This window comes from SAR324 cluster bacterium, assembly GCA_015232315.1.
In the GTDB taxonomy this organism is placed as follows: domain Bacteria; phylum SAR324; class SAR324; order SAR324; family NAC60-12; genus JADFZZ01.
In genome coordinates this window covers 23693-44183 of record JADFZZ010000020.1, presented here as the reverse complement: position 1 = coordinate 44183, position 20491 = coordinate 23693, and the positions used below count along the sequence as shown (strand labels likewise).

15 protein-coding genes are annotated in these 20491 nt (G+C 46.2%); 6 read left to right on the top strand and 9 right to left on the bottom strand.

What is annotated here, in order from left to right:
- The first annotated feature begins 37 nt into the window (after nucleotides 1-37).
- Nucleotides 38-1438 carry a sodium:solute symporter gene (locus HQM11_13530; protein ID MBF0352047.1) on the top strand — a complete coding sequence of 467 codons (1401 nt, stop codon included), beginning with the start codon at nucleotides 38-40 and terminating at the stop codon, nucleotides 1436-1438.
- 15 nt (nucleotides 1439-1453) lie between these two features.
- On the top strand, nucleotides 1454-2452 hold the full coding sequence (locus HQM11_13525; GenBank protein ID MBF0352046.1) for a metallophosphatase family protein: 999 nt from the start codon (nucleotides 1454-1456) through the stop codon (nucleotides 2450-2452).
- A 437-nt stretch (nucleotides 2453-2889) separates the two neighbouring features.
- On the opposite strand, the gene HQM11_13520 is transcribed toward HQM11_13525, so the two are convergent.
- From HQM11_13520 to HQM11_13510, 3 genes are all read right to left on the bottom strand, one after another.
- Entirely contained in the window at nucleotides 2890-4041 is a 1152-nt protein-coding gene (locus tag HQM11_13520) for a glycosyltransferase (protein ID MBF0352045.1), read from the bottom strand.
- A gap of 6 nt (nucleotides 4042-4047) precedes the next feature.
- Nucleotides 4048-4833 (bottom strand): MBL fold metallo-hydrolase, encoded by a 786-nt coding sequence (locus tag HQM11_13515; GenBank protein MBF0352044.1) that lies wholly within the window; start codon nucleotides 4831-4833, stop codon nucleotides 4048-4050.
- 78 nt (nucleotides 4834-4911) lie between these two features.
- Entirely contained in the window at nucleotides 4912-6267 is a 1356-nt protein-coding gene (locus HQM11_13510) for a cyclic nucleotide-binding domain-containing protein (GenBank protein MBF0352043.1), read from the bottom strand.
- 220 nt (nucleotides 6268-6487) lie between these two features.
- Here HQM11_13510 and HQM11_13505 point away from each other — a divergent pair, with 220 nt between their 5' ends.
- From HQM11_13505 to HQM11_13495, 3 genes are all read left to right on the top strand, one after another.
- Nucleotides 6488-9940, top strand: a complete 3453-nt coding sequence (locus tag HQM11_13505) for a response regulator (GenBank protein MBF0352042.1) — start codon at nucleotides 6488-6490, stop codon at nucleotides 9938-9940.
- Nucleotides 9941-9963: 23 nt separating this feature from the next.
- On the top strand, nucleotides 9964-11400 hold the full coding sequence (locus tag HQM11_13500) for an aldehyde dehydrogenase family protein (GenBank protein MBF0352041.1): 1437 nt from the start codon (nucleotides 9964-9966) through the stop codon (nucleotides 11398-11400).
- Between the two features lie 390 nt (nucleotides 11401-11790).
- Nucleotides 11791-13224 (top strand): DUF3336 domain-containing protein, encoded by a 1434-nt coding sequence (locus HQM11_13495; protein MBF0352040.1) that lies wholly within the window; start codon nucleotides 11791-11793, stop codon nucleotides 13222-13224.
- Nucleotides 13225-13263: 39 nt separating this feature from the next.
- On the opposite strand, the gene HQM11_13490 is transcribed toward HQM11_13495, so the two are convergent.
- From HQM11_13490 to HQM11_13470, 5 genes are all read right to left on the bottom strand, one after another.
- Nucleotides 13264-14148, bottom strand: a complete 885-nt coding sequence (locus tag HQM11_13490) for a TIGR01777 family protein (GenBank protein ID MBF0352039.1) — start codon at nucleotides 14146-14148, stop codon at nucleotides 13264-13266.
- Between the two features lie 31 nt (nucleotides 14149-14179).
- Complete coding sequence (locus HQM11_13485) at nucleotides 14180-14740, bottom strand: thioredoxin family protein (GenBank protein ID MBF0352038.1); 561 nt, start codon at nucleotides 14738-14740, stop codon at nucleotides 14180-14182.
- Between the two features lie 218 nt (nucleotides 14741-14958).
- Nucleotides 14959-15843: a universal stress protein gene (locus HQM11_13480; protein MBF0352037.1), complete on the bottom strand. Its 885-nt coding sequence runs from the start codon at nucleotides 15841-15843 to the stop codon at nucleotides 14959-14961.
- A 99-nt stretch (nucleotides 15844-15942) separates the two neighbouring features.
- The gene (locus tag HQM11_13475) at nucleotides 15943-16830 is read right to left on the bottom strand and encodes a metallophosphoesterase (GenBank protein ID MBF0352036.1); all 888 of its coding nucleotides are present in this window, start codon (nucleotides 16828-16830) and stop codon (nucleotides 15943-15945) included.
- 19 nt (nucleotides 16831-16849) lie between these two features.
- Complete coding sequence (locus HQM11_13470; GenBank protein ID MBF0352035.1) at nucleotides 16850-17521, bottom strand: metal-dependent transcriptional regulator; 672 nt, start codon at nucleotides 17519-17521, stop codon at nucleotides 16850-16852.
- 385 nt (nucleotides 17522-17906) lie between these two features.
- On the opposite strand from HQM11_13470, the gene HQM11_13465 reads away from it, so the two are divergent.
- Nucleotides 17907-19337 carry a pentapeptide repeat-containing protein gene (locus HQM11_13465; protein ID MBF0352034.1) on the top strand — a complete coding sequence of 477 codons (1431 nt, stop codon included), beginning with the start codon at nucleotides 17907-17909 and terminating at the stop codon, nucleotides 19335-19337.
- Between the two features lie 8 nt (nucleotides 19338-19345).
- Here HQM11_13465 and rlmN read toward each other — a convergent pair whose 3' ends face one another.
- A complete protein-coding gene (gene rlmN / locus HQM11_13460; protein ID MBF0352033.1) occupies nucleotides 19346-20401 on the bottom strand; it encodes a 23S rRNA (adenine(2503)-C(2))-methyltransferase RlmN in 1056 nt (351 codons plus the stop codon).
- Nucleotides 20402-20491 lie beyond the last annotated feature (90 nt).

Sequence of the window (20491 nt, the reverse complement as noted above, 5' to 3'; positions counted from 1 at the left end):
ACGATTTTGAACCATTGATTCATGAAGAAAGGAGAATATGTTGGAAACAGGCGGAAGTTTATATTTTTGGTTTTTTTTATTGGTTTATGGGGTTGTCATGTATCTGGTTTCTCCCAGATCCGTATCGCTTCAGGCATTTTTCAGCGGTTCTGATGGAGCCGGTAAACCAGTGTCGCAATGGTGGCTGACGAGCAGTATTTTTATCAGTTGGATTTTCGCCAAATCAGTCACCAATGCCGCTAATCTTGGAAGTTCCTTCGGCATTGTCGGCGGCGTGGCCTATGCGGCATACTGGTTGTCAATTCCTGTTGCCGGACTGGTCATTTACTGGCTGAGAACCCGTGAAAGCGCGACAGGACTGGTTCCGTTCCTGATTCAAAAATATGGACGAGGAGCCGCGGTAGCGTTTTCTCTGGCGATTCTGATCCGGCTTTATAATGAAGTCTGGAGCAATACCGCGGTGGTCGGCGGATATTTTGGACCAACGGGCAGTCAACCCTATTATCTTGGCGCAGTCATCTTCACTTTTTTTACGTTGGTTTACAGTATCAAGGGCGGACTACGCAGTTCCATTGTGACCGATGCCATTCAAACCGTCATTTTTGTGTTTTTTCTGGGGATCGTCCTGTTCACTATTGTGCCGATTCATGGTCCGGTTGCCTTGTTGCAATCTGGAACCTTTGAAATGAGTGGCGGCGTGGATTTGTTGCTGGTTGCCCTGTTACAGGTGTTGAGTTATCCCTTCCATGATCCGGTATTGACAGACCGTGGCTTTTTGAATGATGAAAAAATCATGCTTCGTTCATTTTTGATTGCGGGAGCCTTGGGGTTCGTCTGCATTCTGTTGTTCAGCCTGGTTGGAATTCACGCCAAATTGAGTGACCTTGCGGTGAGTGGGAACGCTCCTGTCGCCGTTGGACAATCGTTGGGAATGGTCACTTTTTTTGTGATGAATGTGATCATGATGACTTCTGCCGGGTCCACCCTTGATTCCACCTTCAGTTCCATTTCAAAAACAATTGCCCTGGAATTCCCCATGCTACGAGGAAAGAAGGATTATGTACCTTCCATCAAAACAGGCGTTTGGGTCATGATTGCCTTTGCGGTATTGGGAAATCTGCCGCTGTTTGCCGGTACAGAAATTTTGCAGGCGACCACTATCAGTGGAACCATGGTGATCGGTTTGGCACCCGTGTTTTTAATGCAGGGACTGGTTCGTTATTCACCCATGAGTTTTCATTTCAGTTTCTGGCCTGGCGTGATTTTGGGAATTCTGCTGGCCTCCGGGAATATTCCTGAAGCCCTGGCCATTGGTACAGGAAAATATGCCCTGTTGCTGGGAACCAATGTTTATGGACTGTTGCTATGCACCATGGGGTATGTCATTCCGTTAGCCTTCCCGATGAATGCGTTAGCCTCTGAAAAACGACCATCCTGACCATAGGAGAATCAAATGCCTCCTGCCGGACGCAATTGCTCACTGCGCTATCGTTATTCACCATCTGTTTTTTGTGAGATTCCTGAATATCAGGCAGAAACGCTGTATGTCATTGGTGGGCTTTATGGAAACCATGAAGCCTTGAAATCCATTCTGAAAATGAAAGCCGATGAGGAGCAACAGGGAAGGCCTGTGTTATTGGTTTTCAATGGGGATTTCAACTGGTTCAATGTAGACCACGAGACCTTTGAACAAATAAATTATGAGGTTTTACGGCACTCAGCCATTCAGGGTAACGTAGAAATGGAAATGGCAGATCCCTCAGAGGATACGGGTTGTGGTTGCAATTATCCGGAATGGGTGGCTGAGGGCATCGTGGAACGCTCCAATCAGATCATACAGCAACTTCAGAGCAGAGCGGAAGATTATCCTGAAATTTCTATCGGGTTGCGTAATCTTCCTCGTTATCTTCGTGTTAAAGTTGGGGATCACGTCATCGGAATTGTTCATGGTGATGCGCAATCGCTTGCGGGATGGGCTTTTGCGGCAGAATGTCTGCCCGGTGAAACTTCATCAGGTTGTGGAACGTCATCGCCTTCTGTCCCCACCTCTTATGAACAGATCACCCGATATTTTATTGAGTCCGGAGTCAGGGTGTTTGCTTCAACGCACACCTGTCTCCCTGTCGCGCAAGATTTTCAGATCAATGGTCGTTCTCATGTGATCATCAATAATGGCTCGGCCGGTATGCCAAATTTCGCGAACACAGCCTTCGGAGTGATTACACGTATTTCTATTCATGTCTCCAATTCATCCTTGTATGGCTTGAAAATGGATGGTGTGTATTGTGATGCTGTTCCAGTCCATTTCAACAGGAATCAATGGGTGACGTCCTTTCTCCAAAACTGGCCGGAAGGATCTCCCGGTCATCAATCATATTTCAATCGAATCATTCATGGACCAACATTTCAAATGCCGCAGGCAATCCGTGGAAACTTCAGGAATCATCTTTGATTGACACACCATCTGCTCCTGCACAAGGCTGTTAAGCCCTCTGACGGTAGTGGCACAAGTCCTCTTTGGTTCAAGACGGTAAGGGCGATGTTAAGTACCCGAACATAAATCTTTAACCATTTTTTCTGGTTCCCTACCTCTGGTGGAGAATCCTCCTTGTGAGCCTGGCATATATATTCCAAAAAAATAATGTAAGCGTTCAGCCGTCAGTTATCAGTTTTCAGGAATTCTCAAGGCCTGGAAGCCAAACGATATTTTCTGCTATTGAGTTATAATGCTTCTGAAGCGCATAAACACTGAAAGCTGAATACTGAAAGCTGAACGCTTACAAAATAATTTGGTCGGAGGGAAGGCATCTTGCCATAATCAGAAAGGGGGGGATTGAAAGCACGGCATGACACCGTGCGACGGCTAACCGGTTGCCGACACCGGAAAATTTACGGCAGGGGAGATTTTGACTTGCCTGAACGTTGTTTCCACTGCTGGTAGCCAAACTCTACAGCATGAGACATCTGCATTTTGAAGCGCTCACGTCCAAAACGTGTCGCGTTCAGAACACAAGCGTGTGGATCAAAGTTTTTCCAGTTGTCTTCCATTTGCTCAATGGCCTCATACAAGGCGGAATCGTTGGTCTCATAGAAAAAGATCCCGGTCTGTTCAGTCACGGTTTCCAGAGCACCGCCTGCACCAAAGGCGATAACAGGTGTCCCGCAGGCCTGGGCTTCCAGCGGTGTGATGCCGAAATCATCTTCTCCGGGAAAAATAAACGCCCGGGCTTCCTGATACAGAATTCTTAGTTCATCATCACTCACATTCCCCAGAAACTCGATATTGGCTGAAGCGATTGACCGGCAATAGGCTTCTTCCTGACCCGTCCCGGCGATACGAAGTGGATACCCTGCACGGTTGAAGGCCTTGATTGCCAGATCTGTACGTTTATTGGGAGCAAAGGCCCCGACCATCAGGTAATACCGCTGTTTAGTTCCGCCCGGGTAATACTGTTCCAGATCGACAGGCGGATAAATCACTTGTGCGTCTCGATAATAATATTTCTGTATCTGTTTTCTGACATTCTGGCTGTTGCTCAGTAACGCATGGACTCTCGAAGAGGTTTCAACATCCCATTTCTGAAGCATGGGTCTTGCGGTCAACGCGGCCAGACGCACTCCCCAGCCCACTTTTTCCTGAGAAAAATAGGTATCAAACAAATGCCACATGTAACGCATTGGCGCATGGACATAGGAAATGTGGAAGGGATGATCCGCATAGGAAATGCCTTTGGCCACACAGTGACTGGAACTCAGGATGATGTCATAATCATCCAGTTTGAACTGCTCCACAAGTTTGGGCATTAGGGGAAGGAAATGCCTGTAATGTGTCAGACCACCGGGAATTTTTTGAAGAGCGGAAGTACGAATGTCCATGGCTTCAATCACGTCTGACAGTTTTCCCTGTTCATGGATCAGGGTATACAGATGGGCCTGAGGAAAAATTTCACAAAAAACTTCCAGGCATTTTTCGCCTCCGCGCATGCCATTGAGCCAATCATGAACAATCGCGATTTTTTTATCAGGAAATAATACAGACATAAGGGCTCAGGGAGATAAGATAAATTGACTGAGGTGTGGAAGAAATCCCTGGAAACCATCTTTGACGGCATCCGGCAAAGATGTATCGCCATAATGATAAATCCAGATTTTATTTCGAATATGCGGGGGAAGTTTTTTTAACTGATTGTAGGACGTATGAACCCCTAAATAATTGTTCTCACCCGTGTCAAACAACTGACAATCATGAAAAATCCAGTCACAACGATCCGCGCATTCCTCCAGTAATTCCGGAGTGAATTTAAGATCGCCTGAAAATAAGGCCTGACGCGTTTTTCCACCAGCGGTGTAACGAAATTCAATGGAATAGCTTTCCAGATTTTTAACATGACGGGTCTTATGGAGATACATCTCCAGGGGATCGCCTGCCAGCGGATGAAACCACTGCTCGGGTTGGATGTGTTTCGTCGTCAGATAAGATGACAGGGTTTTGGGCTCACTGGCTGGATTCCAGTCAAGGTATTCAAGTCCATTGCGTAAACTGGCATCCCAGAGTCGTTCTTCCAGGGTGGTTGTACTCAAAAACACAGTCTGGTGATGTTTATCTAAAGAAACCCGGCAGAATTCTTCCATACCGCCAATATGGTCCGCATGCAAATGCGTGATAAACAGATGCGTGATTTCATCGAGTTGCAATCCGTAACGCAATATGGAGGAAGAGGCAGTCCAGCCACAATCAACCAGCAGCTTAATCTTGTCGCTTTCGACCAGAATGTTACTGCGGGAATTCATCTTGGAAAAGGCTGAGCCCACGCCTAGAAAAGTGATTTTCATGGATGTTTCCTGAAGGTATCGTCTAAAGTGCTTTTCTGTGAAAACTGACAAAAAAAGTACTTTCATTATAAAAATAAATCACATTCCCAGGCTTTTAAGCAGATCCTCCACATTTTCCTGAGACTGATCTTCTGATTCATCATTCGTGCCTGAATTATCATTCCAGGAAGCGTCCTGCTGTGTTTGCATCTGCAAGAGTTTTTCCACAATGGAAGTGGAACGGTTCTCAATGTGCCGCTTATCCTGATGCGGGGCGTCATAGGTATGAAAAAATTTCACATAATCCCGGATATGCCGGTTGGCCTGTGAAACGCCATAGATTGTTTGCTGGCAGACAAGAAACATAATATGAGCCAGATCAAAATGAGTCCTGACCATTTGATTGTCACGTAAATATTCTGCCAGCGCCGGTGGGTTCAGTGACATATCCCGCATAAAAACATCCAGAAAAGCCTCTTTGCTCATTTTTTTGCATAAAGCGCCGGAATCGCGGATATTTTTGTACAGGCCATTCAAATAATCTCCCAGTGAACTGCTCTCTTTCAATTCTTCATGAATCGTGAATAAATCGATTTCAAACAGGATGCTGTAATCGGGTTCATGTTTCAGATAATCAGTCAATTCACCTATCAGCGACATGATCAGACCGTTCAGGTCCGTGATTTTCCCTAACGCATCCTGCTTCATCAACTCTGTGTACAACAGACGGGTATTGATTCTGCGGCTGGTGAGCACATTACGAATCGCGGGATTGACCATTCCAAATTTTTTAAGACTTTTAGTGATGATTTCACGAACTTTCAGGTTTTGAGGAATTTCATCACTGTAAAACTGGTTGAACAGTCTGGCTTTCAGAAAATTAAGGGTCCATGTGGACTGGCGTTCCTGAAATCCGAGCAACCGCTGACGGAGTTTATACTGATCCCGGATCAGGCGATCCAGGCGCTGGGTCAGCACGATGGAAAAAACAATATACATCTGGATGTTGCGCAGATACTCTTCATCAGCGGCCCGATTTTCGGGATGATCAATGCCATCCAGCATATCCGGCAGTGAGGACAGATCAATTCCCAGCAGAAAAACATTGCCATCAGCCTTGATTGTCGCACCCCGTGGTTCGCCCAGCAGACTGCGTTCACCAAACAGGGTGAATGTTTCCTGCATCATATCAATTAGTTCTTCAGATCCGCTTTCATCTTTGAGCAATACACTGAGAGCGCCTTTGAGCAGTACAAAAATTTCCTGATCAAACATTCCCTGTTCAATCACGCGCTGATCATCAACCAACGCCACAAATTTTGAATAACAGAATAACTGGGACAGGAGTTCAGATGGAAGGCTTGAAAAAACCGGAATTTGTCCAACAACATCCACAAATTCCTGTTCACATTGCGGTATGGTGTTTTTAAGGTAATTTGCGTGAGGAACAGACATATCATCCGGAAAACAATTTGAAACTGATACATAACTCTTTTTCTATCCCATAAATACATAAACAAGATCAAGCCTGGGTAACAGCAAAATGGATAAATTCATTCATAATTTAAAAAATATATCGTTTCGGACCCTGAAAACATGATTTCCCTTGATTACACGCAGGGCTTTACTGCAAAAGTTATAGGGAGCTAATGAAACAATGAATTGGATGCGAGCAATGTCATACAAAACAGTATTAATGAAAACAATCATGCTACTTCTGCTTGTAATCTTTCTGGAAAGATTTTCACAGGCTGAAACGGTCCTGGCAATCGATCCGCTGACAGGCAAATATGAGCTTGGGCCCTGGCTGGAGTTTATGGAAGATCCAGACGGAACGCTTACGATTGATCAACTGCGAAGTTCTGCATTTCAAGACAAATTTATCCTCAATACTGTTTCGATTCCCAATTTTGCCTACTCAAAGTCTGTCTATTGGATGAGACTTACTATTGAAAATCCGGATTCCGAAGAAGTAGAACGTTACCTGGAACTGGCCTTTCCGTTACATGACTATCTGGATGCCTGGATTCCCGAAAAGGACCACACCTACAGGCTCATTCAAACGGGCGACCGCCGTCCCTTCGCAAACCGGGGGATTTTTCACAGAAATTTTCTGTTTCTGCTTCATTTTCCGCCACAGGAGAAAAGCACGATCTACCTCCGTTTTCAAACCTATGATGGACTGCATGAAGCCATTCCACTGATTTTGTGGAATCCTGAAAAATATATTCAGAACAATATGTGGCAGAATTTCATCCTCGGATTGTATTATGGTCTCATGGGGGTGATGGCACTGTACAATCTGTTTATTTTCTTTTCTGTCCGAGACCTCAGTTATCTGTATTATGTGCTGTATATCCTGAGCCTGATCCTCTGGACATTTTCCTTTCACGGGTATGCGTTTCCACTGTTTTGGCCTGATTCACCGGATTGGTTCAACAATGTACTGATCTGGTCAACCACCAGCATTGCGCTGTTTGTCGCGTTATTTTCACGATCGTTTCTAAAAACCTCGCAGTACACTCCTCAAATACACAAATTTCTGTTTGTCTGGGCTGTCAGCATTTTATTCACAGCAATCATCACGCTTTCACTGTCAAAATATTCATGGTTTTTCTTCGGTCTCACCGTGCTGGTGTTCATTGGAGCGATCCTCATCATCACAGCGGGAATCCGATGCTGGCTCAAAGGCAACCGCTCTGCATGGTATTTCCTGCTGGCGTGGGGGAGCCTGATTCTCGGTACGATACTGTTTTTCCTGAAAATCGCTGGAATTCTGACCTCCAGCATTCTGATTGAAAACTCGGTACAAATCGGTTCTGCCATTGAAGTGGTGCTGCTGTCTCTTGGCCTGGCGGACCGGATCAATCAGGAACGAAAAGAAAAATACGTGGCCCAGCAAGCGGCGGCGCAGGCACATCAGGAAGCTCTTGAAGCAGAAAGACAGATCGTGGAAAACCTGAAAAACGTTGATAGGCTCAAAGATGAATTTCTGGCCAACACCTCCCATGAACTGCGCACTCCCCTCAACGGGATCATTGGACTGGCTGAATCGTTGCTGGACGGAAGTGCCGGGAAGTTGCCCCAATTGGCAAACAACAATCTCATCATGATTGCGCAAAGTGGAAAAAGACTGTCCAATCTGGTCAATGATATTCTTGATTTTGCCAAAATGAAAAATCATGACCTGCACTTGCAGATCACTCCCGTTGATATCCGCAGTGTCGTGGACATTGTTGTCCATTTATCGGAACAGTCTGCCCGTCAAAAAAATCTGCAATTGATTCATGCGATTCCGCAAAATTTGCCTTTGGTTGACGCTGATGAAAACCGTTTGCAACAGATTCTGTTCAATCTCGTGGGCAACGCCATCAAATTCACTCACAGCGGAATGGTGCGTATCACCGCCGAACACCTGCCTGCCGTCATTCAAATCAGTGTTCAGGATACCGGAATCGGTATCGCCCCGGAACATCAGTCAAAGATTTTTGAATCCTTCGAACAGGTTGATGGTTCTGTGTCCCGTGAGTTTGGCGGCACAGGACTTGGCTTATCAGTAACCCGGCAACTGGTTGAACTGCACGATGGCGATCTGTGGGTAGAAAGTGTTCCAGGGGAAGGATCCAGCTTTTTTTTCACCCTGCCGGTATCCACCAACACGTCAGGAAAAACAAAACGTGACCTCAGGTCAACGGAAAAAACACCCTTGCCCGCTCTGGAGCCGAATATTGCCATCATACCCGATGAACAAATCATAGAGAATCTTCAGGATCGGCTGATTCTGGTGGTGGATGATGAACCGGTCAATCTGGAAGTGTTGAGACAACAACTTCATCTAAATCATTTTCGTGTGCTGACGGCGGCAGATGGTTTCAAGGCGCTTGAAATCCTGGAACATCACAAGCCTGATCTGATGTTGCTGGATTTGATGATGCCGGGCATAAGTGGTTATGAAGTCGCGTCAAGGGTTCGGCAGAAATATGATTCATCCCAGTTGCCCATTATAATTTTAACAGCCAAAAGCAAGGTCCAGGACTTGATTCATGGCTATGAATCCGGCGCAAGTGACTATCTGGAAAAACCGTTCAATAAAGCTGAGTTGCTGGCCCGCATCCGCCTGCACATGCAACTGAAAAGTTCTGTGGAACATTTGGAAGACAGGGTCAGGGAACGCACGCGGGAACTGGATCAAACCCGGACGATACTTGAGGTGACAGAAAAAATCGCGTCGATGACCCAGACCTTTGAGAAATTTGTTCCCCGCCAGTTTCTCAACAGAATTGCCGATCACGGGCTGGAATCCATTGAACTGGGCAAGGCTGAGAGCGATATCATCACCGTTCTTTTTTCCGATATCAGAGATTTCACCCATCTTTCAGAAACACTTTCACCTCAGGAACTGCTCAATTTTCTTAATGCCTACTTCAAGCGGATGAGCCAACCCGTCCATGAAAATGACGGATTCATTGATAAATTCATTGGTGATGCCATGATGGTCCTGTTTGATTTCCCTGAATCCAGTGATGCTCATGAAGCAACGGCTGCCATAAAAACAGCCATAGGAATGCAGAAGACGCTCAAGGAATATAATGTCTATCGAAAAAAATCCGGTTATGTGCCCATTCAGACCGGGATCGGAATTCACAGTGGCAATGTCATCATTGGAACCGTTGGAACACGCGATCGCATGGATTCTACCGTGTTGGGCGATGTGGTCAATCTGGCTTCACGACTGGAAGGTTTAACCAAACTGTATAACGCGCAAATTATTATTTCCTCCCAGACCTGGCGAATGGCGGAAACAACAACTCCGTTCCTGTGGAGAGAGCTTGATTTTGTCAGTGTGAAAGGCAAAGACCGGCCTGAAAGCATTTTTGAAGTGTTTGATGCCAATGAGGAACGCATACGGGATCTGAAACAACAAATTCTGAATCCCTATCATCAGGGACTAATGCTTTATTTTTCAAGAAACTGGACTGACGCCGTTGATCAATTTCGGGAATGTCTTAAAATCTTCCCGGAAGATACGGTCAGTCAACAGTTTGTGGAACGCTGTGATTATTATCGAAAAAATCCTCCGGATGCCAATTGGAATGGCACCATCCGACTTCAACAGAAACATTTTTGAATTCCCGAATTGATCAGGTTTGTATGAACGATTTATCCTTGTTACAGACACAGAATTACCTTGGTGGTGAATGGATCGACGGCAACGGTGCCGCTCTTGAAGTTCGTGACAAATTTCACGGCAACCTCCTCAGCAAACTGAACTTGATGAACGAGTCACAGTTGGGGCTGGTGACAGCGGCGGTAAACCGGGGATTTCAAGCCTTAAAATCCTGGTCAGCCGGTCAAAAATCGGATCTGTTATCCAGACTTGCTCAAGATCTGACCAGTCAGAAAGAATGGTTCGCCAGACTGATCACAGCGGAATCAGGCAAACCACTGAGTTATGCCAGAGCTGAAACCGAACGTTGTATCAGCACCCTCAACATTGCGGCCCGGGAAGCCTTACAACTCACGGGAGAAACAATTCCCATGGATTTTGCCAATGGCACTGGAAAAACAGCCTTCACCCGCCTGTTTCCCATTGGACCTGTTCTGGGAATTTCGCCCTTCAATTTCCCACTCAATCTGGCGTTGCATAAAATTGCTCCGGCTTTGGCGGCAGGATGTCCCATTGTCCTTAAACCCTCACCGTATGCCCCCTTGACCTGTCTGGCCTTTGCCAAACTGTGCGAACAGGCTGGTTGTCCAGAAGGAAGTGTGAATGTCCTTCAATGTGATGTTCCCTTTGCGGAAAAACTGGTACGTGAGGCAACTTTCAAACTGTTGTCTTTTACAGGAAGTGCCGCCACGGGCTGGTATCTCAAAAGTATTTGCGGCACAAAAAAAATAATTCTTGAACTTGGTGGAAACGCGGCCGCGCTCATTGATGAATCGGCAGACGTGCCCTTTGCAGCCAAAGCACTGGTCCAGGGCAGTTTTTTGTTTGCCGGCCAAATCTGTATTTCGACCCAACGCATTTACGTCCATGAAAACAGATTTGATGAGTTTGTGGAACAGTTTCTTCTGCATACCAGCAATGTGGCAATGGGTGATCCGCACTTGCCGGAAACGGTCGTTGGCCCCCTCATTGACCGGAATCATCTCCTGCGCGTTGATCAGTGGGTGACAGACGCCACAAAACAGGGCGCAACAATCCTTGCCGGAGGAAAAATCGCGGATGAATCCCACAACCTGTATCAACCCACCGTGCTGACCCGAACCACTCCTGAAATGAAAGTTGTCTGTGAAGAAGTGTTTGGACCGGTGGTCATCATCGAATCCTTCAAAAATCTTGAGGCGGGCATTGAGGCCGTCAATCAATCCCGCTATGGATTGCAGGCCTCGATCTTCACCAACCATCTGGATTCCATGCGAACCGCGACAGAACGTCTGGAAGTTGGCGCTGTCATTGTCAACCAGATTCCGGGGTTCAGGATTGATTCCATGCCGTATGGGGGCCTCAAGGATTCAGGGCTGGGACGAGAAGGACTGCGGTATGCCATTCGTGATATGACTGAACCGCAACTGCTTGTTTTTTAGCAAGGGTAACTGATAGTATTCAATTTTATATCTCTTTTTTGGGGTTGGTAATATTTTATGCCACAAAATGTAGGGGCGAACCTGTGTGTTCGCCCTGCTCACAATGTCCTCAACTTAACCTTTCTGGATGGTACTGTGTATCAATTCCCCCTTAGTTTAAGGGGGTTGGGGGATGTAATTCTGATCGTTAAATCCCCCATGCCCCCTTTGAAAAGGGGGATTTTCTCGGAGGTAATTGCTTAAATTGATGACATTGGCCCTGCTCCCGGGCAGACACACAGGTCGCCCCTACAGTACAAAACCAAAATCGGGAAACAAATCAAAGACCCGGTTTTGATACATGGCCGAAAATATGATCGACCTCTCTCTTTTTTTTACACAGGACCACCTATGAAGTTTATAGACCCCAGGATCATCAAATTAAAAAAAGAACTGTCCCAGGCAACCAGCTATTCCCAGTGGAAAGAAATCGCCACCCAACTGGACAGGATGGAAGGAAAACTGGAATGGCGTCAAACCCATGATTCACATCACTATGACGCGGCTTTGCTTGGAAGCCATCTGCATAAAATGAGAACGCTCAGGAAGCCCGGTTTTGAACTGCAATTGGCCGGGGTTCTTCAGGAAAGTCTTTACCGGCATCTGGGCGAAATCAGCAATCCGTCTCTCTATCATAACGCACTGACCGGCACACATTTGATTGTCCGGGAATTTCTGGAAGAAGCCGCCGCCGCCATGAGATTTTTATGTGATCATGAAATTGAGGGACTTTCCCGGAAAACCAAACGGGAAATGTTTGAGCAGGCGTCACATAATTTTGGTCAGACGGCTCTGATGCTGAGCGGTGGCGGAGCCTTTGGAATCTACCATCTGGGCGTGGTCAAGGCACTCTGGGAACAGAAACTACTGCCCAAAGTGATTTCGGGTTCCAGCATGGGTTCTATTGTCGCGGCTGGAATCTGTTCCAGAAATGACACGGAGCTGGATGAGTTTTTCGCACATCCTGAACGGATACACAGGCAGGCTCTCAAATGGTTATCTCCCCAAAAAATCCGGGAAGAAAAATTCCTCATGGATTCATCAAACCTGTTGGAACATATCATGTCCAACGTAGGACCCGCGACTTTTCTTGAAGCGTATGAACATTCCGGAAGAATTCTCAACATCACCGTTTCGCCGACTCGATCCAGACAAAAGCCTCGTGTGTTGTGTTACCTGACCGCACCGGATGTGATGATTGCCCACAGCGCACTTGCGTCATGTGCCATTCCGGGGGTGTTCCGTCCGGTAAAACTGCATTCGAAAAACAACTCCGGTGAACCCGTTCCATACATGGCAACCGAAGAATGGATTGATGGTTCAGTTCACAGTGATTTGCCCAAATTGAGAATCGCACGTCTGCACAATGTGAATCACACCATTGTCAGTCAGGCCAACCCTCATGTGTTGCCGTTCATCACTCACCGTCGCAAAAAAGGTGTGATCCCGTTTGTCAAGCATCTGGGATCTTCCATGCTCCATTCCCAGCTTGCGGAAATCTTCGAGGTTTCCAGTAGCATGATGGAAAATTCCCTGTGGCGTCCTCTGTTTGACAAAGGTTATGCCATGACCAAGCAGACCTATCTGGGAGATATCAACATCCAGTTTCCGTTCCAGCCATTGCTCTATCGAAAGGTCGCAATCAATCCTGATATGAAGGGGCTCAAACTTTACATTCGCCTGGGGGAACAGGCTACCTGGCCTAAAATCGCCGAAATCGAAGATCAGATTTTTCTCTACAAGGTCTTTGAAGAATGTCTGGAAAAATTGCGGGGAATGGAGTGAGAGACGCAGGTTATCGCGTCTCCACTTTGAGGGGAACCTTCAGCTTGTAACAGCTTTGAGAGCCGGCAGAATGGTATCATATTGAAAGGAATAACCGGCATCCAGCAATTTCTGTGGTCTGACTCTGGCGCTGGCAAACAGAAGTTCATCTGCCACTTCGCCTATCGCCATTTTGGGTAGAAACGCAGGAAGTTTCAAGATTGCCGGACGAAACAACGCCTTCCCGAGAGCTGAGGTGAATTCTGCGTTTGTCACGGGATTGGGAGCTGTGACATTGACAGGCCCCTTGATTTCCCGATGATTGATGAGGAACTCAAAAATTCGGGTCAGTTCATTGATGGCAATCCAGCTCATATATTGATGTCCTGAGCCAAGTTGTCCGCCAACTCCGAGTTTGAACGGCAGGAGCATCCGTTTGAGGGCGCCGCCATGCTTACTGAGTACCAGTCCAATTCTGGTGTTGACCAATCTGATTCCCGCGGCGGTTGCCGGTTGTGACGCATTTTCCCAATGTCTGCAAACTTCAGGCAGAAAGCCTGTGCCCGAAGAACTGTTTTCATCCAGCCATGCGTCTCCTCGATTTCCATAGTAGCCGACGGCTGAAGCAGAAATCAGCACCGCAGGTTTTTGTGGCATCTGCGCGAGGGTATCGACCAGCAATCTGGTGCTGTGAACACGGCTATTCAAAATTTTATCTTTAATTTCTTCACTCCAGCGCCCCTCCACAATGCTTTCGCCGGCAAGATGAATGACCGCTTCCACGCCTTCAAAATCTTTCGGGTTGATCACCCCGTGTTCCGGATTCCAGAACGGTTTACCTGAAGATTGAGTCCTCGATAGCGGAACAATTTCATGACGTTGTTCCAGCTCGTGAACAAGAGCCTTACCTACCAAGCCTGAAGCACCTGTAATCAAAATTTTCATAAGTCATTCCTTTTTCTGAGTCTGGAGAAGGTTACTGTTTTTTCCATTTGATATTACAGCCAACACTTGGCTTTTGATCAGAAGAAACCGGGTTCCCATCAAGCATGGCATCCAGAGCCTGGCGCATGTCTTTACCTGTGACTGGCAGGTTATTTCCCGGACGGGAATTATCCAGTTGACCGCGATACACACACTTCAAACTGGAGTCATAAATAAAAAAGTCAGGTGTGCACTCTGCCTGGTAGGCTTTGGCCACCGACTGTGATTCATCATACAGATAGGGGAAAGAATAACCTTTTTCCAGTGCAACCGCCTTCATCTTTTCAGGCGAGTCTTCAGGGTAATTTTCAACATCATTGGAATTGATTGCGATAAAAGCCACACCCCGTGACTGGTAATCCTTTGCGAGTTGCACCAGTTGCGTTTGTATGTGCTTGACAAAGGGGCAGTGATTGCAGAGGAACATGAGCACTGTGGCCCTGGAAGACTTCAAATTTTCCAGGGACATCATTTTCCCAGAAACCGTATCTGGCAGGGAAAATGGAACAGCCGTTGTTCCCAGGGGGATCATTTTTGATGGAATCGCAACCATGAATCTAATCCGGTAGTTAGTATGGTGTGATTTTCTGTTTTTGTCATTTCGTGCCTGACACGAAATCCAGAGGTGTGGAGACGAGTTTCAAACCAGTCTCAAGACAGCGACCAGAGAATCACAGGATACTGGTTAATTCAAAAAACAGGAATGGAGAACGGGTGGTACTCCGTTGGAAGGATAGTTACCAGCCAAATTCTCCGTTGAAGGGAATCAAATCAGGAGTTTGTTTTATGGACATACATGGGACACTGGACATGATGCATCAGATATCCCGCGTTGCTTCCATGAAACAGTTTTTTGAAGGTGCTTGAATGGGATGCCATCATGATCATTCCAGCATGCAGTTCCTGCTGGAGATCCAGAATTTTGAGATAAACTTTATTGCCAAACAAAATTCTGAACTGGTATTTTGATTTGATATTCAGAGTGTTGAGAAATTCTTTCATCCGGGTTTCGATCTCTGTATGTTCCTGCTGTAGTTGAGATTCATCCAGACGGTCATAATCCCAGGAACCATCTTCAAGTTGTAAAAAATGAAATTTTGAACTGCGTTCCACATGCACAAAACATAACTCTTCACCAGTCTGTTGGGCCCGTTTGTCAGCCAGTTGAATGACAGGGATGTTGTTTGCCTGAAAATCAGTAGGAATAATAATCACCCGCGCATAACTTTCTTCATGACCTTTGTAAACCAGCGTTGGATACTGGCAATGATGGACTACAAAGTCAGTATTGCTGCCCAGAAAAAAGCGGTCTTCTTCTGTATGGGCGTGAGCCCCCATCACAATCAGATCAGGGTGAAGCTGATTTGCCAACTGGACAATTTCATAGCTTGGCTCCCCAATCACATGATGAAATTCAACAGGATTATTCAATCCCAGTGTTTCGACAAACCCTGTTAATTTGTTCAATGCTTTCTGGCTGACATCCTGTTTGGCTGATTCATATAACTCAGGATTCACAAAATGACGCAACGGAGGGTTGACATGCAAAAAATGAAGAATGCCATCCCCCAGATGTGAGGCCCAGACATCAGCAACATAGGCCACATCTTCACTTATCAGCGTATAATCGATGGGAACAATAATATTTTTACTCATAAAATCCCTGCAAGATTAAGTTATCAAAAGAAGCATCTGACTTTATGTAACATCCTCTGAGGAGCTTGACAAGAGCACAATATTATTTCGTTGGAAATGCTATTTTTTGTGGTCTTCAAACGAATACAGAAATTTTCCCTCAGCATTGAAATATCTGGCCTTCACACTTCCCGTTGTGAGATGCAACCAGACATATCCCAGGGTGTGTGCGGAAAATTTTTTGGCGGGGGAATCCCGTTCCTGCAATGGAGGAAGCGGCGTTCCACCACCGCCAGAGACAATTTGATGCAATCCATGATCTTCAAGATGTTCCAGTCCCGGATTGTGCCCGGAAAGCACAAATTTCGCTCCTGAACGCCGGATAAGCCAGCGTTCCAGCCAGGTCATTCCCGGATGCCTGCCTGTGGTCAACATGGGACGATGCCCGAACACAACGCGCCAGTCCTTATTGCTTTTCCGGAAAAGGCTCCACAAGGAACAAATGGTACAAGTCGTGTTGATGGCCTGAAACAATACGGGACCGGCTTCAAAAGAATAATTGACATCCGGCATGAACCAGCGGGAACTGTGATTTGTATACTCAATCTGTGCTCGCCAGTTTCCACGGATATCATGGTTGCCCAACACCGCATAAAACGGGAGTTGCTGTGGATAAATTTTTTCAAATTTATTTTTGAACTGGGGATCATCAATGCCGGAAACGCCCTGTTGAATGAAATTATCTCCCAGCAATAAAACCAGATCACAGCCCAGATCCTCACAGGTTCTTGCACAGGCCCTGGCAACCTGATGCTGTTCGGGCAAGGCGGAACCAGTATCTCCCAACACAAGAATCCGGACTTCTTCAGGGTTTTTCAGGGAAGGCTCGACAGTTTTCTTGAGCGTAATCTTTTGCTGGAAACAGGCCTTTTGAATCATGGTTTTTCTCGCCAGCAAGACAACCCCTGTCCCTGCGGCGAGAATCACCAACCACCAGATGAGCATCATAGAATAGTCTCTTTATTTGTTACTCGACGAATCTAACCCAGATGCTTTTGGCAAGATCAAAAGGGACCATGACCTGGTGATCTGAAGCTTCCAGCAACAAAGAATGAGTCACATCAGAACGTTCCTTGATCCGATAGCGTACTCCCGGCAACATGTTTTTCTCATGCAGATGTTTCAACATGTCTCTGGATTCTTCAAGCTTCTCATCAATCATCACAATTTTAATCTCAGCGTTTTCCTGGGCCATGTCCAGTGTTTCTGCGTCTTTCAAGAAATCCTTGCGGAATTCAGGCATTGGCGACCCATGGGGGCAAGCGTGGGGAAATCCCAGAAATTCAGCCAGTTTTTCAGTGACCAGGGACGTCATGGCATGTTCCAGTCGATGGGCGTGCACATGAACGTCATACCAGGGAATTCCCAGTGTATTGCAGAGAAAATATTCAGCCAGATTATGTCTGAATTTAATATTTTCAGCCACTTTTCGACCTTCTTCTGTCAGGAAAATTTGTTTTTTGTCATCCATCCGAATCAATGAATCCCTCATCATTCTCTGCAAAGTGGCATGAACTGTGGAGGGGCTTGTATCCAGATGTTCAGCAAGAGCAATACTTTTCAGGGTTTCATCCCTTATCTGAAATTGATAAATGATCTGGAGATATTCTTCAATGACTGTGGAGGCAATATTTTTCATAGCGGCCCTTCTTGCGTTACATTGGAAAAACCAGGAAAGCTAAATCAAACGATCATTTTTGATTTACATTGATTTTATTCATATATGCAAAGTTTTGATATACATCAAAACAAAAAAATGACAGGAAACAACCTGTTTATGGCATTATCTGATTATATGCGACTTGACCTTCACACAAATAAAACTCTACGTAAACAGAGTAACGCTTTCACTCATATAAAATCAACCATTAATTAGCCGTTGTCGCGTAATTCAGAAGTGGTGTCATCTTGACTGATGAGCGCATTCTTGAATATTGTAAAATCAGCAGATTAAGCAGTTCAAGAGCCTTCGGAGGCGTACTGACACAAACACACAATCTCGCACAGCGACTGATAGGATCACAATGAAAAACAGAAGAACCTTCTGGATGCTTATGGGAATTATTGGGTTCTCAACGTCAGCCATGGGATATGACGAACAGGCATTGATTCGTCTGAAAGAGACCCGGAGTTGTGTGAAATGCGATCTTTCCGGTGCCAACCTGAAAGGTGCGGATTTGGCTGGAAGTGATTTGTATGGTGCCAATCTTGAGGGGTGCAACCTTGATTCAGCCAATCTTCAGGAATCCTATCTGGTGGGCGTTAATCTGAAATCAGCCCGATTGAATGGTGCGAACCTGACCAGTGTCCTGATGGAAGATGCCCAGCTCCAGGGAGCTCAAATGCAAAACAGCATTTTACCCAATTCACAATTATCCGGGGCCAATCTGGAGAACACTCTGCTGGATGATGCGGATCTCACTGCCAGCATGTTGTATCGCACCAATTTCAATGGGGCCAGGCTCAACAGAGCCCACCTGAATCTGACCAGAATGGTGAGAAGTCAATGGACGGGAGCACAACTTTCACAGGCGGATCTGACCGATGCGGATCTCCATTATTCGGATATGGTCGGTGCTGATTTACGCAAAAGTATTCTCAAAGGCGTTGATTTTCAGGATGCGGATCTGGGAAAAGCAGATTTGCGGGGTGCCGCCCTGGAGGGGGCGACCATCATGGGCGCAAATTTGCTGGGCGCAAATTTTGCTGGAATTATTTATGATCATGCCAATTTTGAAGGTGCCATCCTGGATGGGGCTATTTTTACCAAGGCGTTGATGGTCGGTGCCACATTTAAGGACGCATCCTTGAATAATGCCATATTTTTTCAGGCTGAACTCGAACGGGCCAATTTTGAAAACGCGCAACTTGAAAATACTGATTTTGAAAAGGCGTTTCTTGAAGATGTTAATTTTTCAGGCGCCAAAGTGTCACAGTCCAGATTTCGCAAAGCCAATCTTGAAAACGCGAATTTTCAAAGCGCAAAGTTGTCTAACGCGGATTTTTCTCAGGCCAGAATCACAGGCGTAAACTTTGCGCAGACTGATCTTTCAAACGCTGTCATGCCCAATCTGATACTTGATGGTCTGGATTTCTCACAAGGAAAACTGGTAGAAACCAATCTGGAACAAACCAGTTTGAAAGGCGCAAACCTCTCCAACGTGGAAATGAATCATGTGAATTTAAAAAAAGCCAATCTGGAGAACGCGTTACTGGATCAAAGTAATCTGACGGGAGGAAACCTGGAGGGGGCCAATCTAATACACAGCTCTTTGGAAGGTGCCAATCTTGAGGGCGCATCACTGGTCAAGGCTGATTTAAGTCATGCCAATCTTAAAAACGCGAATTTTACCAAAACCAACCTGCAACAGGCAATCATGATTGGTGTCAACTATCAGGGCACCCGCTTCACCGATGCCAACCGCCGGGGAACAGTCTGGGAAAAAACCGAATAATTCGTATGTCATCCAACTGACTTGAGGGAAGGCTCACGCCGGGAAGCCGTGATCAGTTGCCCACACGCCCCTTGAATATCCTGTCCTTTGGAAATTCTTTGTGTAGCCACCACCCCATGGTTCAGCAGATACCGCTGAAATTCCTCAATTGTATCAGGATCCGGTCGTTTGTAGGGACTGCCTCCGGTTTCATTGAAGGGGATCAGATTGACCTTGAATTTCAGCCCATGAAGCAAACGGATCAAGGCCTTGGCATCACTCAGGGAATCGGTCACATCCCGTATCAGAATATATTCAAAGGTAATGCGTTTTCTGGATTCCAGCGGAAAGGCCTTACAGGTTTCCACCAGTTTTTCCAGATTGTAAGTTTTGTTCACCGGCATCAGGCGTGAGCGTACTTCATCGGTCACACCATTGAGGGAAATGGCCAGGCTGGCCCTGACCGATTCCTGACCAAACCGCTGAATTTGCGGCAACAATCCAGACGTGGAAACGGTCACACGCCTTGAAGAAAAATTGAGCCCTTTGCTGCTGGTTAGAATTTCCAGCGCCTTCATGACATTTTCATAATTGTGAAACGGCTCTCCCATCCCCATGAAGACAACATTTCTAATGGAATCCTCTGCCGAAAGATCTTTCCATGCTTCAAGCACCTGTTCCACAATTTCGCCGGGCTCCAGATTGCGGATGAAGCCCATTTTTCCCGTCATGCAGAAATCACAGGCCATGGCGCAACCAACCTGGGATGACACACAAACCGTATGATGGTCACGATGAGGCATCAGGACAGATTCCACCATTTTCTGATCGGACATTAAAAATCCATATTTGATCGAACCATCCACTGATTTCCGGACAGGTCCCCGTTCAATAGGCCCCAATGAAAATGAAGATTCGAGCAAGCGAATGGCCGATTTGGACACATTGCGCATGTCATTGAAAGTCTGGACCCGTTTTTTATACAGCCAGTGATAAACCTGATCGGCCCGAAACGCGGGTTCCTCATGCTCTTGAAACCATTGTTTCAGATCGTCATGGGAATAATTTTTGATATTGGGAAGCATGGACCTGGATAATAGTAAAATAGATGAAAAAAATAGAAAACTATTTGGAAAATCGCTCCCGCAGGCATGCGTAGAGACGCGCGATTCGCA

Coding starts and splice junctions, on each gene's coding strand:
- HQM11_13530 (MBF0352047.1), top strand. CDS start 38: ATGTTGGAAACAGGCGGAAGTTTATATTTTTGGTTTTTTTTATTGGTT.
- HQM11_13525 (MBF0352046.1), top strand. CDS start 1,454: ATGCCTCCTGCCGGACGCAATTGCTCACTGCGCTATCGTTATTCACCA.
- HQM11_13520 (MBF0352045.1), bottom strand. CDS start 4,041: ATGTCTGTATTATTTCCTGATAAAAAAATCGCGATTGTTCATGATTGG.
- HQM11_13515 (MBF0352044.1), bottom strand. CDS start 4,833: ATGAAAATCACTTTTCTAGGCGTGGGCTCAGCCTTTTCCAAGATGAAT.
- HQM11_13510 (MBF0352043.1), bottom strand. CDS start 6,267: ATGTCTGTTCCTCACGCAAATTACCTTAAAAACACCATACCGCAATGT.
- HQM11_13505 (MBF0352042.1), top strand. CDS start 6,488: ATGTCATACAAAACAGTATTAATGAAAACAATCATGCTACTTCTGCTT.
- HQM11_13500 (MBF0352041.1), top strand. CDS start 9,964: ATGAACGATTTATCCTTGTTACAGACACAGAATTACCTTGGTGGTGAA.
- HQM11_13495 (MBF0352040.1), top strand. CDS start 11,791: ATGAAGTTTATAGACCCCAGGATCATCAAATTAAAAAAAGAACTGTCC.
- HQM11_13490 (MBF0352039.1), bottom strand. CDS start 14,148: ATGAAAATTTTGATTACAGGTGCTTCAGGCTTGGTAGGTAAGGCTCTT.
- HQM11_13485 (MBF0352038.1), bottom strand. CDS start 14,740: ATGGTTGCGATTCCATCAAAAATGATCCCCCTGGGAACAACGGCTGTT.
- HQM11_13480 (MBF0352037.1), bottom strand. CDS start 15,843: ATGAGTAAAAATATTATTGTTCCCATCGATTATACGCTGATAAGTGAA.
- HQM11_13475 (MBF0352036.1), bottom strand. CDS start 16,830: ATGATGCTCATCTGGTGGTTGGTGATTCTCGCCGCAGGGACAGGGGTT.
- HQM11_13470 (MBF0352035.1), bottom strand. CDS start 17,521: ATGAAAAATATTGCCTCCACAGTCATTGAAGAATATCTCCAGATCATT.
- HQM11_13465 (MBF0352034.1), top strand. CDS start 17,907: ATGAAAAACAGAAGAACCTTCTGGATGCTTATGGGAATTATTGGGTTC.
- rlmN (MBF0352033.1), bottom strand. CDS start 20,401: ATGCTTCCCAATATCAAAAATTATTCCCATGACGATCTGAAACAATGG.